Origin of the sequence: Acinetobacter sp. YH12201 (genome assembly GCF_013418145.1) — a bacterium.
Classification (GTDB): domain Bacteria; phylum Pseudomonadota; class Gammaproteobacteria; order Pseudomonadales; family Moraxellaceae; genus Acinetobacter.
This window is the reverse complement of the sequence record NZ_VPCP01000030.1, coordinates 1-14454: the sequence shown is the minus strand read 5'-3', so window position 1 is coordinate 14454 and position 14454 is coordinate 1. Positions and strand designations below refer to the sequence as shown.

Genomic DNA, 14454 nt, shown 5'->3' with positions numbered 1-14454 from the left:
TGTTTAGCAGATATAAAAAACCGCTAACTAAGGTTAGCGGTTTTTTTGTGAGCATAAGTTACAAAATGAAACTGCTCTGTGAGCAAAAATTGCTAAAGTACCTCTAACAACAGATTAATTATCACCCTATAAAAACACTGAAAATGGTCTCAGGAGTCAAGTATGAGTATTGTTCAAGAATTTAAAGAGTTTGCCATCAAGGGCAACATGATGGATTTGGCTATCGGGGTTATCATTGGCGGGGCATTCGGTAAAATTGTCGACTCATTGGTAAAAGATATCATCATGCCCATCATTACCCTGATTACGGGTGGAGGCGTTGATTTTACCCAGAAATTTATCGTCCTCGGGGATAATCCGGAGAATCTGCAATCTTTGGATGCATTGACCAAAGCCGGAATTAACGTGCTGACCTATGGTAATTTCCTCACGATTTTAATTAACTTTATCATTTTGGCTTGGGTGGTGTTCCTGATGGTAAAAATGTTAAACCGCATGCGCCGTACAAAAGAGGAAGTGCCGGCAGCACCTGCCCCAACACCGGAAGATATTCAGTTACTGCGTGAAATCCGTGATGAATTGAAGAAAAAGGTTTAATGATTTTCTGCTTGAAAAAAACGGTACTGAATGTACCTTTTTTTATTCCTTATTTATTCCCTCTCCTTTTAGGAGAGGGCTAGGGAGAGGTTTACCTCCATCCCAGCCTTCCTCCTAAAAGGAGGAAGGAGCAACAAAGATTACTAATCCATCCGAAACTTGATTTCCAGCAAATGCCAGCCAAACTGGCTTTTGATTGGGCCATGCAGTTCACGTTCAGGCAAAGTAAATACGGCTTTATCAATCGGACCGACTAACTGGCCTTTTTTGATATCACCCAGTTCGCCACCTTTTTTGCCCGAAGGGCAGGTGGAATGCTGTTTGGCAATTTTGGCAAAATCAGCCCCATCCTTAATTTTCTTTTTCAGCTGTTCAGCCAGCACTTTATCTTTGACCAAGATATGTCGAACGATGGCAGATTTCATGCTTGGCTTCCTTTAATGGCTTTCTGGTGGGCTATTTTAACTTTTTTTAGGGGCTGACACTCTGGACAAAATACCGATGCACGCTGTCCGAGTTTTAAATTTTCCAACGTGGTTTCACAATTCACGCACATTTCACCGGCACGACCATAAGCCAGCAGGGTTTGCTGGAAATAGCCGTTTTCACCCATGGCATTGGTATAGTCACGCAAGGTCGAGCCGCCGAGATCAATCGCCTGTTTTAAAATACGTTTAATTTCTATAACTAACTGTTCAATTTGCTGAAAACTCAGGCTAGAAGCCGGTTGAGCAGGATGAATCCCTACGTTAAATAAACTTTCCGTTGCATAAATATTGCCCACTCCCACCACCATGTGGTTATCCATAATCGCCACTTTCGCTGCTACATTTTTCTTTTTAAATTTTTCAAACAGATATTCAGCATTAAATGCTTCACTCAAAGGTTCAGGCCCTAAAGTATCAATCAGTTTGCTTTGCGAGTCTTGATCGAGCCATAAAATACAGCCGAAACGGCGCGGATCATGATAACGCAGTTCAATATCTTCAAATTGAATGATCAGATGATCGTGTTTGCGCAGTTCGTCTGTTGCTGTACATAATCTGAAACTGCCTGACATGCCCAAATGCCAGAGCATACTGTCTTGTTCAAACTCTGCCAAAATATATTTGGAACGGCGGGTGAGTTTCAGCAATTTTTGACCCACCAACTTTTGTATATTTTCAGGAATAGGCCAACGTAAGCTCGGCTGACGGACTTCTACCTTTAAAACGGTTTGATCCAACAGTGGCAAGAGACTGGTTTTGGTGGTTTCAACTTCAGGTAATTCAGGCATAGGATCAAATGTATCAAGAAAACTTTGTGCTTAATATTGGACTGCTAAGAGGGGATTGCAAGGGAGTCTTAAAAAATCTATATGCTTGTTGCAATTTGTTAATAGATGCAATGGACTGATTCTAGCAGTCATTTTAATTCGCCGATTGCTTCATGCTTTTCCTCAATCTGAAGGGGTCATTAACCCTGATACTACAAATAAACTTAAACGCTATGCGGGTAGTTCGTTTAAGCTTTCAAACAGTATTTTAATAAGATATAGAGCAAGCTATGCCAGGTAAATATTACGAGATTCTCTTTTCTAAGACTTTACTTTACCTGACAGCATGCCTCTGCCAGCATCTTTATGCTGCCCCTGATTCTACGGACCCGGTTTTGCTTCCCGTCATTAAAATAGAAGCGACACGTAGCGATACTGACTGGCTGCAAACACCTGCTTCAGTATATCGAATCGAACAAAATAACAATACGAATAATCTCGGTGTAAATCTTTCTGAAACTTTAAAAGGTGTACCTGGCTTACAGCTGAATAACCGCGAAAATTATGCCCAGGATTTACAGATTTCCATGCGTGGCTTTGGTGCCCGTTCAACTTTTGGTGTGCGTGGTATCCGTTTATATGTCGATGGTATTCCTGCGAGCATGCCGGATGGGCAGGGCCAGACCTCAAATATTGATTTAAGCAGTCTGGATCATATTGAAGTACTGGGTGGGCCATTTTCTACACTTTATGGCAATTCCTCTGGCGGAACGATTTTGACCACGACCAAACAGGGAGCATGCAAAGATTCCATTGAATTGGGCTATTCAGCTGGCAGTCAGCATAAAAGCCGTGCCAATGTGATATTGCAAGGTGGTGCAGATCGGGCCGGTGAGCCGAGTTATGTGCTCAGTTCCTCTTATTTTGATACTGATGGCTACCGTGACCACAGTGCTGCGCATAAAGTACTGAGTAATGCCAAACTGACCTGGAATCTGGATGACGGCTCTAAACTGAACTGGATTATGAATCATGTTGATATAAATGCCGATGATCCGCAAGGTTTGACCCGCCAGCAGTGGCAAGCCAATCCCAAACAGGTCAATGATGCGAACAATATCTATGACGTGCGCAAGGAAATTAATCAAACCCAGACCGGTCTGACCTGGTCTAAACCGATCAATGACCAGCATGAACTGTATGCTATGGCTTATCTGGGACATCGTGAAGTGACCCAGTATCAGTCGATTCCTTCGGCAACTCAAATAAACTCACGCCATGCCGGCGGTGTGATTGATTTCAGCCGTGATTATTACGGCACTGATATTCGCTGGACTGGAAAGAATCTTTTACCCAATACACGTGTAACAGCAGGTCTGGCCTTTGATTATATGGATGAAGACCGCCAGGGTTATGAAAACTTTGATGCCAATGGGCAATTTGGCGTAAAAGGGAAGCTACGCCGTGATGAACAGAATTTTTTATGGAATTTAGATCCCTATCTTCAAGCCGCGTGGGATTTTTTACCCAATTGGACCTTGGACACAGGACTGCGTTATAGCAATGTACATTACCAGTCCAACGATCACTATATTGTCACAGGCAATGGCGATGATAGCGGCAAGACCGACTATGACCAGGTGCTACCTTCAGTGGCTTTAAGCTGGAAAATGAATGACCGGTTCAATGTTTATGCCAGCTATGCCAAAGGTTTTGAAACTCCCACCTTTACCGAAATGGCCTATTCAGCAAACGATGGCATAAACTTTAATTTAAAGCCCGCCAGCAGTAATAATTATGAACTGGGTGTGAAAGCACAAAATATGTGGGGCAATTTCACGGCTGCAGTCTTCCAAAGCAAAACACAAAACGATATTGTTTCTGCTGGAACAGTGGATGGCCGTGCGACCTATAAGAATGCGGATAAAACGCTGCGTGAAGGGGGGGAGCTGTCCTGGAACAAAAATCTATGGCGTGATTTAACTGCTCAGGCCAGCTACAGCTATATTGATGCTACATTTGATGCAGCGATTCCGGACAGTATGGTGCAGAAAGGCAACAAGATTCCGGGTATCGCTAAAAATCAGGCATTTGCCTCTTTAGGCTGGCAGCCGGAAATCGGCTTTAATGCGGGTTTTGATGTCCGCTATATGGATCAGGTCTATGTAGATGATGTAAATAGCGATGCCGCACCAAGTTATAGCATCATTTCGGCCAATGTCGGTTATGTCTGGAAACAGGCCGACTGGAAAGTCCGGACTTTTGCGCGAGTCGATAATCTGTTGGATAAAGACTATGTCGGTTCAGTGATTGTAAATGAGGGTAATGGACGCTTCTTTGAACCCGCAGATGGTTTGAACTGGAGTGCGGGATTAAGTGTGAGCAAGGTATTCTAACAGGGGGCTAAGCGTGGCGTTATTATTTCAACCAATTCAATTTGGTTCGTTAAAACTGAGCAATAAAATCGTAATTGCTCCAATGTGTCAGTATTCGGCAACTGAACAAGGGGAGGTGACCTATTGGCATGAGCAGCAATGGGCTAATTATGCCTTGTCTGGTGCCGGTTTATGTATTGTTGAAGCCACCGCAGTGCAAGCGGAAGGGCGGATCAGTTATGCCGATTTGGGATTGTGGAATGATACACAGCGTGATCAGATTAAGGCATTACTGACAAAAATAAAGACACTTTCGCCTATGCCGTTTGCAGTGCAATTGGCACACGCAGGGCGTAAAGCCTCAACCGATAAACCTTGGAATGGAAGAGGTCAATTTAAGCCGACAGAGACTCATGGCTGGCAAACAGTTTCTGCCAGTGACATTCCTTTTAATCCAGCCGATCATGCACCGCATGCGCTGAGTAAAGATGAAATCCAGCAAGTGATTCAAGACTTTGCTGATGCTGCCAAGCGTGCTGTGGATGCCGGTTTTGACTTAATTGAAGTGCATGCAGCACATGGTTATTTGCTGCATCAATTTATGTCACCATTATCGAATCGGCGTCAGGACGAATATGGCGGCAGTTTCGAGAACCGCATTCGCTTGACGCTGGAAGTTTTTCAGGCCATGAAAAATGCGGTACCAGAAGGCTACCCTATAGGCGTGCGTATTTCTGCAACGGACTGGATGGAGGCGCATGACGGTTGGGATATCGAATCTTCGCTCGGTTTGGCCAAGGCTTTGGAACAACTCGATGCAGTATATATCCATGTGTCGAGTGGTGGCTTGCATATCGATCAGAATATTCATCTGGAAGCCAATTATCAGGTTCCATTTGCTCATGCCATTAAGCAGGTCGTCAGCATTCCCGTGATTGCTGTGGGTTTAATTACTGAAGCCATGCAGGCCGAAGGAATTTTACATTATCAGCAAGCTGACGCAATTGCTTTAGCTCGTGCTATGCTGTATGACCCGCGCTGGCCATGGCATGCTGCCGCAGAGTTGGGTGAAAATATTCAAATTGCACCGCAATATTTGCGCTGTCAGCCGCGTGGATTAAAAGCGTTGTTTAGCGCTTTTTAATGCTTCATCCCGATATTTCGCTTGAATGTTTTAATGCTCAGACTCTAAAGAGTCGGAGTCTGGGCAAGTAATTTTATTTATTGAAAGGACAAATTCTATATGGTCTTTACGGTCATCGTACCGATCTTTTTTTTATTAGCTTTAGGTTATCTTTCGGTAAATTTTCAGCTTTTAACAAAAGAGCAAGTCAATGCTGTTGGGGCCTTTGTCATTAAAATTGCGCTACCTGCTTTATTTTTCCAATCCTTGGCCGCAAAAGATTTGCATGAAATCTGGTATCCCGAATACTTTCTTGTCTATAGCGGCGTGACTTTTATTTTATATGCTGCGGCATTTTTTATTGTTTCCCATTACTTTAAAAATGACCGTTCACAGTCTTCAGTTTTGTCGCTAGGTGCGGCCATGTCGAATACCGGGCTCATTGGTACGGCGGTATTATCCTTGCTGCTGGGACAAAAGGCGATGACCTATACCTCTTTGGTGGTAATCATTGAAAGTGTGCTGCTTATTCCGGCAGTGCTGATTCTGGCGGAACTGGGAAACTCACAAAAGGCAAGTTTTGCCCAAATCCTCCAGAGCACGGTGGTTACTTTATTGAAAAATCCCTTGTTTATGGGCGTCATGCTGGGGATAGCCTGCGCCATCTTTCAGATTCATATTCCTAAACAGCTGGATCAGGTCTTGGCCCTGCTTGGACAAACTGCATCGCCTTTAGCCTTATTCTCGATTGGTGGCGGGATTGTGGGATTGACGCTGAAATATGTGAATCTGCAAAGCTTTTATCTGGTGATTTCCAGTAACCTGATCATGCCTTTGCTGATGTTCCTGGGTTTGAATTATTTAACCAATGTGAGTCAGGAAATGGTCTATGCTGGAACGCTTATTGCCGCTTTGCCGATGCCGACCATTTTTGCCATGTTAGGTCAAGCGTATGGTTTAAATGAAAAAACTTTAACTCCTTTATTGATGAGTACCATTTTAGGATTCATTGTGGTGAGTGTGTTAATTAGTGTCTGGTGGGCTTAAAATTTTACGGTCAGCATGAATAGCAACAAAATAATAGGCATAAAAAAAGCCCCCGGAATTGAGGCTTTTAATCATCTCTGCAGTGATTAGCTTTTCTTTTCAGCAGTAGCTTTAGGTGGGTTTTTGGCCTGTTCGGCAATCATTTTATCCACCACAGCTAAAGATTGTTTGGCTTGCGGGATATTTTCTTTGGCTAAAGCCTCAAAAATTTTTTTCGCTTCAGGCAGGTTTTGCGGAACGATTTTACCGTTGGCAAACATGTTACCTACAGCCATTAAAGCGGGAATATAGCCTTTTTGTGCCAGATCCTGAATGCTTTTTAAGCCTTGCTTAATTGGCGCTTCGTTTTTGTTTTTAAAACCCTGACTGATGTCATATAACGCTTTGGCATGAATGGCCTGATAATTGCCTTTTTTGATCAGCGGGTCCAATTTTTGTAAAGCCAGTTTATCTGATGCTGCTGTACCTTCAGAAAACAGTAATACGGCCAAATCTACGCTGGCATCATCAAAACCTTGCTTGGATGCTTTTTCTAAATACTGTTTGGCTTTTTTAGTATCTTGGGGCAGACCTAAAGTACCGGTCATGTAGTTTTTACCTAGGACATAGTTGGCTACCGGATAGCCTTTGTTTGCAGACTCTTGATACAGCTGGATGGCTTTTTTCTCATCTTTGGTGGTGCCCTGACCGGTTTGAGTCAGGTAGGCCAAATTATAAAGTGCCTGTGCATTTCCTGTTTTTGCTAGTTTATCCAGCTCCTGATAAGCGCCTTTCATATCGTTGGCTTTGACCAGTGTTTCTACTTTGGCAAATGCAGGATCAACAGAAGTGGTTGTCATTTCAGCCATCGCAAAACTTGAAGACAAAGCGATCAGGCTGGCAAGTATAATTCTTTTCATATTTTTAAAAAACCTTTTATAAACATAATCTTAATTCCATTTATGTGCTTAAAAATGAATATGGAACCCTTCCTTTAACATCATAAGTTTATTTATGTGAATGTAAATACATGAGGGGTGCATTACCATAATATTTCATAGATATTTACATAATTGTTACTGGCTCGATTTTGGGTAGAAAATCTTAAAGCAAGCTTAAGTAGGGTGAGGGCTTTGTAGATGAATTGTTTTGTGCTTAAAATTTAAAACCATCAAGCACAATGATCAGAGAAAAATACGCAGCAGCGAAACGGCACTTTGTTTTTCAGCCAATCTTTGTTTAAATCGCGGCTGAATTAATGTGTGAGTAGATAAATGTTCATTAAAGCCATTAAACGTGCCTATGATCGGGTCAATCTGGACAGCAATATTCCTGAAGAAGAAAAAATGGATGCTTTGCTGATGAAACTGGGGGCTGAATATTTGGTCAGTAAAGATGACCGTGTCTATATTTTTAAAAAAGGTGAGCTTGAAGCAAAATTTGATGCCAAGCATGCGCGTGATTATTCATTTAAAGAATATGTCTGCAAAGACATGAACAAGCTGTTTCATGGTTTTTAATCCGGAAATGTGATCGGTTTAGTATCCCTTCAAATGCATAAAAAAGCCTCCAAAGATGGAGGCTCAGTGCAGCATATATCCAAAGCTTAAATATCTAAAGTTTCAAGATTTACTGTGGACGTGCTACATCACCATTTAAAGCTTCAGGCAAATCTAGAACTTGTAACCCCAGCTCTTCAAGCGCAGCAGGTTTTGCCACGACCAGGGCTTTATAACCGCCATCCACAGCAATGCTGTTGATCACTTCAACATCATTGTTTAACTGGGTTGCAGCAGCAGGAGCATCACCGCTACCTTGCACCAAATGCAGCCAGTGTTTCGGTTTGGCCTTGAACCAGAGGCGTGCAATAATTTCCTGACCCAAATAGCAGCCCTTGTCATAATGTACGCCTTCACGCTGATGCAAACGCAGTTCTTGCGGCTGGAATTCTTGTGCCGTTGTCGCTTCAATCCAGGCCTGACCGGCTTCAATCGCTTGCAGCTGCCAAGCTGCGATATCGGTTTCAGTGCTAGAAAAATCGGTGCTATCGCCATTGAGCGTAGGGAAAACTCGGCCGACTTGTTCCAGCTTCATTTTCGAAAAAGCACCAAATTTTTTAATGTGTTTGGCAAATTCTTCGGCCTGATCGTCAGTGACCACAATTTCAAAACTTTCCGGACTAATTTTTTTTAGCCATAAGCCAAACTGGATTCGTCCTTTTAAACTACAGATCGCGGTATAGCGAGTCAGGTTTTCGGCTAATGCCTCAGCATTTAAAGTCACTTGGCCCTGAAGGAATTTTTGTGCATCTACACCCTTTAAAGTGAATAGTGTAAAAGCAGTAGACGTTGACATGACTAGCCTCTGGATATATTTCACAAATCATTAGTGCAGATATTTTGCAGCATGCAGTGCAGATAGGCAAACAAAAAGCCCAGATTGCTATAGCTTTACTGAAATTCGGAAATATGCAGTTTTGTTTAAATGAATGCGGGCAAGCGACAAAATCATTAGCATTAAAATCGCTGCTCTAACATAAAAATGGCGACCAAAATTTTTTACCCTTTATCAATTTTTTGTAAGGTGAAGATCTTTTCTGACGTCATATTTGAAGGGTTTAGAATGATGGAATGATGAAAAATAGGTATTACCCAACAAGCATATTCAAAAGATAAGCATCGAAGGCAGTGCTAGATCATCAGATTTGCAGCTTAACGCTATTTTTTAGGTTTTAATGCCTGACAAGAGCGAATGCAATATAAAAAATATAAGCTTTACATCTACTTAAACGATTGGGATAAATATTACAGAACAAGATTGTTTTGTATTCGCTTAGGGACATCTAATACTAAAGAATGAGGCCTATTTCCCGCTATTTTTCCAAAAAAAGCACGATTAGAGCAAATATCCCAAAAAATATGTAACAATTTGTTTCCAAAACACCTGTTTTTATATCTAAATATATGAAATATAAAAGATTTGGGAAATGGCTTTTCGGCGGTGTACTATGCCGTTGAACCGATTGTAACTCGCAACAACAATTACGTAGTAAAGAAAAAATGATTCAAGAGGCAGGTAAGCTATGAACAACAACTACCGCAAACCACTGCAAGGTACCCAGCTCGAATATTATGACGTACGCCAACCCGTAGAAGATATTCAGCCAGGCGCATATGCAAAACTTCCCTATACTTCAAAAGTACTTGCCGAACAGCTGGTACGCCGTTGTGATCCTGCCATTCTGGAACAGTCTTTACGTCAGCTGATTGAACGTAAACAAGATCACGATTTCCCTTGGTATCCGGCACGAGTGGTGTGTCATGACATCTTGGGGCAAACTGCACTGGTTGACCTTGCAGGCCTCCGTGATGCCATTGCCGACCAGGGCGGCGACCCGTCTAAAGTCAACCCGGTTGTTCCAACCCAGCTGATCGTCGATCACTCTTTAGCGGTGGAATACGGCGGTTTTGATCCGGATGCATTCCGTAAAAACCGCGAAGTGGAAGACCGTCGTAATGAAGACCGTTTCCACTTTATTGAATGGACCAAAACTGCTTTTGAAAATGTTGATGTGATCCCTGCGGGCAACGGCATCATGCATCAAATCAACCTGGAGAAAATGTCTCCAGTGATTCAAAACCGTGAAGGTGTGGCATTCCCGGATACTTGTGTCGGTACCGATTCACATACTCCGCATACCGATGCCTTGGGCGTGATTTCTGTGGGCGTGGGCGGTTTGGAAGCTGAAAACGTGATGCTGGGCCGTGCATCTTGGATGCGTCTGCCAGACATTATTGGTGTGGAACTGGTGGGTCAGCGTAAGGCAGGCATTACCGCAACCGATATCGTGTTGGCATTAACTGAATTTCTGCGTAAAGAACGTGTCGTTGGTGCGTATCTGGAATTCTTTGGTGAAGGCGCAGACAGCATGTCGGTGGGTGATCGCGCGACCATCTCTAACATGACACCTGAATATGGTGCAACTGCGGCGATGTTCTATATTGACCAGAACACCATTGATTATCTGACTTTAACCGGTCGTGAAGCAGACCAGGTGAAACTGGTTGAACAATATGCCAAAGAAATTGGTCTTTGGGCTTCAGACATGAAACAGGCGGAATATCCACGCGTACTGCGTTTCGACTTGTCAACGGTAACTCGTAACATTGCCGGCCCGTCAAACCCGCATGCACGTGTATCAACGGCTGACCTGAAAGAAAAAGGCATTGCGGGTAATTTAGAGGCCGCTCGTGCGCAAGAAGCAGAAGGCTTAATGCCGGATGGTGCGGTGATTATTGCGGCGATTACTTCTTGTACCAATACCTCTAACCCGCGTAATACAGTGGCAGCCGGTTTATTGGCACGTAAGGCAAATGAGTTGGGTCTAACCCGTAAGCCTTGGGTAAAATCCTCTTTTGCACCGGGTTCTAAAGCCGCTGCACTTTACCTTGAAGAAGCGGGTGTACTGCACGACCTGGAAAAACTCGGTTTTGGTATTGTCGCTTATGCATGTACGACTTGTAACGGTATGTCGGGTGCGCTAGATCCAAAAATTCAGCAAGAAATTATTGACCGTGACCTGTATGCCACTGCGGTACTTTCAGGTAACCGTAACTTCGATGGTCGTATCCATCCTTATGCAAAACAGGCTTTCCTGGCTTCTCCGCCATTAGTCGTTGCTTATGCGATTGCCGGAACGATTCGTTTTGATATTGAAAAAGATTCACTTGGCAACGATAAAGATGGTAATCCGATTTACCTCAAAGACATCTGGCCATCGGATGAAGAAATTGATGCGCTGGTAAAAGTTGCGGTAAAACCAGAGCAATTTAAAAAAGTGTATATCCCGATGTTTGATTTGGGCGAGCGTGAAAAAGCGGCAAGTCCACTGTATGACTGGCGTCCGCAAAGTACCTATATCCGCCGTCCGCCGTATTGGGAAGGAGCTTTGGCTGCACCGCGTACCTTGACAAACATGCGTCCGCTGGCGATCTTGCCGGATAACATCACTACCGACCACTTATCGCCATCAAATGCGATTATTATGGATTCAGCTGCGGGTGAATACCTGCATAAAATGGGCGTGCCTGAGGAAGACTTTAACTCCTATGCAACGCACCGTGGTGACCACTTGACTGCGCAGCGTGCGACTTTGGCCAACCCGAAACTGTTCAATGAAATGGTGGTTCGTGCTGACGGTACCATCAAGCAGGGTTCAAAAGCGCGTGTCGAGCCGGAAGGTGAAGTGATGCGTATGTGGGAAGCGATTGAAACTTACATGAACCGTAAGCAACCGTTAATCATTATTGCGGGTGCGGACTACGGTCAGGGTTCTAGCCGTGACTGGGCAGCTAAAGGTGTGCGTCTTGCCGGTGTGGAAGCGATTGTGGCCGAAGGTTTTGAGCGTATTCACCGTACTAACTTAGTCGGTATGGGCGTATTACCACTTGAATTTAAACCGGGTACTAACCGCAAGACTTTAAAGCTGGATGGTACGGAACTGTATAGCGTAGTAGGTAATATTGCGCCACGTTCGACCTTGACTTTAGTCATTGAACGTTCGACTGATGATGGTAAAAACCAGATTGTTGAAGTACCTGTAACCTGCCGTCTGGATACCGAAGAAGAAGTTTCTGTTTATGAAGCGGGTGGTGTATTGCAACGCTTTGCACAGGATTTCTTGGAAGGGAATGTGGCTTAATCTTTTTTAAAATCTCCCCTAGCCCCTCTTTGCGAAAGAGGGGAACTCCCTCCTTTGAAAAAGGAGGGTTGGGGAGGATTAAAGATTAAAAGTTATTGATATTGTTTTAAAAAATCCTACTGTTAAGTGGGGTTTTGTTTATTAAAAAAGAAAATTAAGGGTAGGCTATGGCAATATTATTTTGTAATGTAGGTTGGATGGATAATTATAATGGAGCTAAAGGAGATATACCTAAAAGAGGAGGGGCTTTCAATGATCATTCAATTGGTCATGAGGTATGTAATTTTACTAATGTAGATGGAAAAGTATTTGGATATGTCCGTTCCTCAGGAAAAATTGATATTAAAAAATTAGGAGCTGGTAAGGGGGATGAGTTTGCTGATGGCGTAACCGTAGTATGGACAGCAGGACCAGATAGTGGTGGTACTGTAGTTGTTGGATGGTATAAAAATGCTAAAGTTTATAAAGAGCCCCGAAAGTTATTAAAAATATCTGATATTCATGAAAAAAATAAATTAGATTTTTATTTTATAGAAGCTAATTTTGTTGATGCATACCTTATCCCTGTTAATGAGAGGACTATCTTAATTCCAAGAGCTGTTAAAGGTGGAATTGGTCAAAGTAATGTATGGTATGCTCAAGCACCTGAGGCTAGAAATCTTGTTAGCAGAGTACAAGAATATATTGAAAGTAATAATTTTTTTGATAGTTTACCTGATGTTGAGGAAGAGATTATTGGGCTTGAAGGAAATCCTAGATTTAAGACACATTTGATTAGGGAGAGAAATAGAAAAATAGTGACAGAAAAAAAGCAAATAGTATTTGCTCAAACAGGAAAAATTGAATGTGAAGTTTGTTCTTTTAACTTTAAAAATACATATGGTGCAATAGGTGATGGCTTTTGTGAGGTTCATCATTTGGTTCCATTACATCAAGCTGATGGATTAATTGAAACTAAATTAGAAGATTTAGCAATAGTTTGTTCTAATTGTCATCGCATGCTGCACAAAGGAAATCCTTTATTGAAATTAACTGAATTAAAAAAGATGATGACAAAAAATTAGGATTTTAAAAAATAAAATTTCAATAAGCTTAAGTTTTATAGTTACATCATCAAAATCAGTCATCAGAGTTAAGGAGTAAGTTTAGTTAGCCTCATTTTTCAGACTTATTCTTAGCTGCCATTATTTTAGGTAAATTACACTCTAGTGCTGAAAAATCTATCTAAACAAATACAAACTCTAGATTCAAGAAATGTAGTAGTTTTGAATTATTGTGGCATATGTTATCAATTCCAAAAATAAGGTCAAATTATTGGAATAATAATTTATGGTTGGCTGCACATGCCCGCGCAAATAATTGGGTCATGGTCACCAACAATGAAAAAGAATTCTTACGAGTCGACGGACTGCAAGTTGAGAATTGGATCAGCAAATCTCTGTAAAGCAGTCAAAATTGTTATTTGAAATTATTTTTTGCAATTATGCCACCATCAATTTTTGAAATGATCAATAGACAATCATCACGATAGGGGTATACTAGGTTCACCATTTCTAAAACCTATGGAGAACAAAAATGGTTACTGCTGGCTCTAAACCCGGAACAGGCTTCTATTTTTGTGTCAAATGCGGACACCGCACCTACTTAGAAATTGGTACTGATCGTCTACCACCGTGTACCAAATGCCTTGGCAATCAATTTAACAACAAAATTGCCTAAGCAGCACCTATCAAACAGTTATCCTCTGTTTTGAACAAAAGCCCTATTCATCCATAGGGCTTTTTTGTTGGCTGGGCATTCTATCGTAGTGTATCGTAAGCGTCCGCTGAATCCCATACCTATTTTTTAATTCGATTTAGGTTTCCAGCAGTGCGGCAGCAATTCTTCAATTTGGGTCACTTTGTGTGTCGGTAACCTTTTCAGCACATCACTTAAATAGGCATACGGATCCAAGCCATTCAGCTTTGCTGACTGGATTAAAGTCATGATGTTTGCCGCTCGCTGACCACTGCGCAGCGAACCTGCAAACAGCCAGTTCTTGCGTCCCAACGCCCAGGGACGCATCTGATTCTCTACCCAATTGTTGCATATCGGTAGATTGCCATCATCCAGATAGCGGCTTAAGGCTGGCCAACGCTTCAGAGTGTAATTGATAGCCTTGGCGGTAGGAGAACTCGATGGCACTGTCAGATGATGTTGGTTGAGCCATTCATATAGTTGTTGCATCACTGGTTGACTATGCTGTTGTCGGTATTCGCGGCGGTCTTCCGCTGTACCATCGGTCTTTTTCCTGAGTTCTGCTTCTATCGCATACAGTTTCTGAATCAGCACTAAGGCCTGTTCAGCGACCTGACTTTTCCCGGTCACATGCAGTTCA

Annotated in this window: 13 protein-coding genes and 1 pseudogene; 9 read left to right on the top strand and 5 right to left on the bottom strand. The window is 42.5% G+C overall.

The genetic code is table 11. The features are described from left to right. Positions 1-162: 162 nt before the first annotated feature. On the top strand, positions 163-597 hold the full coding sequence (gene mscL, locus FTU91_RS07905; RefSeq protein WP_166170855.1) for a large conductance mechanosensitive channel protein MscL: 435 nt from the start codon (positions 163-165) through the stop codon (positions 595-597). Positions 598-740: 143 nt separating this feature from the next. Here the strand turns inward: mscL and FTU91_RS07900 are convergent, their stop codons facing one another. After that, positions 741-1022: a peptidylprolyl isomerase gene (locus tag FTU91_RS07900; RefSeq protein WP_180044018.1), complete on the bottom strand. Its 282-nt coding sequence runs from the start codon at positions 1020-1022 to the stop codon at positions 741-743. Further along, a complete protein-coding gene (gene mutM / locus FTU91_RS07895; protein ID WP_086197676.1) occupies positions 1019-1873 on the bottom strand; it encodes a bifunctional DNA-formamidopyrimidine glycosylase/DNA-(apurinic or apyrimidinic site) lyase in 855 nt (284 codons plus the stop codon). The genes FTU91_RS07900 and mutM overlap by 4 nt, the downstream gene beginning before the upstream one ends. Before the next feature lie 269 nt (positions 1874-2142). Between mutM and FTU91_RS07890 the strand changes: the two genes are divergently transcribed. The 3 genes from FTU91_RS07890 (at position 2143) to FTU91_RS07880 (ending at position 6397) form a co-directional block, all read left to right on the top strand. Then, positions 2143-4248, top strand: coding sequence for a TonB-dependent receptor (locus tag FTU91_RS07890; RefSeq protein ID WP_180081689.1), 2106 nt, complete (start codon positions 2143-2145; stop codon positions 4246-4248). 13 nt (positions 4249-4261) lie between these two features. Beyond that, positions 4262-5371 (top strand): NADH:flavin oxidoreductase/NADH oxidase, encoded by a 1110-nt coding sequence (locus FTU91_RS07885; RefSeq protein WP_180081687.1) that lies wholly within the window; start codon positions 4262-4264, stop codon positions 5369-5371. A 99-nt stretch (positions 5372-5470) separates the two neighbouring features. Then, entirely contained in the window at positions 5471-6397 is a 927-nt protein-coding gene (locus FTU91_RS07880) for an AEC family transporter (RefSeq protein WP_180044022.1), read from the top strand. An 86-nt stretch (positions 6398-6483) separates the two neighbouring features. Here the strand turns inward: FTU91_RS07880 and FTU91_RS07875 are convergent, their stop codons facing one another. Beyond that, the gene (locus FTU91_RS07875) at positions 6484-7296 is read right to left on the bottom strand and encodes a tetratricopeptide repeat protein (RefSeq protein ID WP_166170843.1); all 813 of its coding nucleotides are present in this window, start codon (positions 7294-7296) and stop codon (positions 6484-6486) included. A 354-nt stretch (positions 7297-7650) separates the two neighbouring features. Here FTU91_RS07875 and FTU91_RS07870 point away from each other — a divergent pair, with 354 nt between their 5' ends. Further along, on the top strand, positions 7651-7896 hold the full coding sequence (locus FTU91_RS07870; RefSeq protein WP_086197672.1) for a hypothetical protein: 246 nt from the start codon (positions 7651-7653) through the stop codon (positions 7894-7896). Between the two features lie 109 nt (positions 7897-8005). On the opposite strand, the gene FTU91_RS07865 is transcribed toward FTU91_RS07870, so the two are convergent. Next, entirely contained in the window at positions 8006-8731 is a 726-nt protein-coding gene (locus FTU91_RS07865) for a folate-binding protein YgfZ (protein ID WP_180044024.1), read from the bottom strand. Between the two features lie 727 nt (positions 8732-9458). On the opposite strand from FTU91_RS07865, the gene acnD reads away from it, so the two are divergent. From acnD to FTU91_RS07850, 4 genes and pseudogenes are all read left to right on the top strand, one after another. After that, a complete protein-coding gene (gene acnD, locus FTU91_RS07860; protein WP_180081685.1) occupies positions 9459-12077 on the top strand; it encodes a Fe/S-dependent 2-methylisocitrate dehydratase AcnD in 2619 nt (872 codons plus the stop codon). Positions 12078-12244: 167 nt separating this feature from the next. Further along, positions 12245-13141 carry an HNH endonuclease gene (locus FTU91_RS07855; RefSeq protein ID WP_180081683.1) on the top strand — a complete coding sequence of 299 codons (897 nt, stop codon included), beginning with the start codon at positions 12245-12247 and terminating at the stop codon, positions 13139-13141. A gap of 240 nt (positions 13142-13381) precedes the next feature. Then, positions 13382-13521, top strand: a pseudogene (locus FTU91_RS16785) (VapC toxin family PIN domain ribonuclease); the annotation flags it as partial. A 131-nt stretch (positions 13522-13652) separates the two neighbouring features. Then, positions 13653-13796 carry a hypothetical protein gene (locus FTU91_RS07850; protein WP_086197667.1) on the top strand — a complete coding sequence of 48 codons (144 nt, stop codon included), beginning with the start codon at positions 13653-13655 and terminating at the stop codon, positions 13794-13796. A 126-nt stretch (positions 13797-13922) separates the two neighbouring features. Here FTU91_RS07850 and FTU91_RS07845 read toward each other — a convergent pair. Beyond that, positions 13923-14454 (bottom strand): transposase (locus tag FTU91_RS07845; RefSeq protein WP_180081675.1); only part of this gene is annotated, 532 nt, incomplete at its 5' end.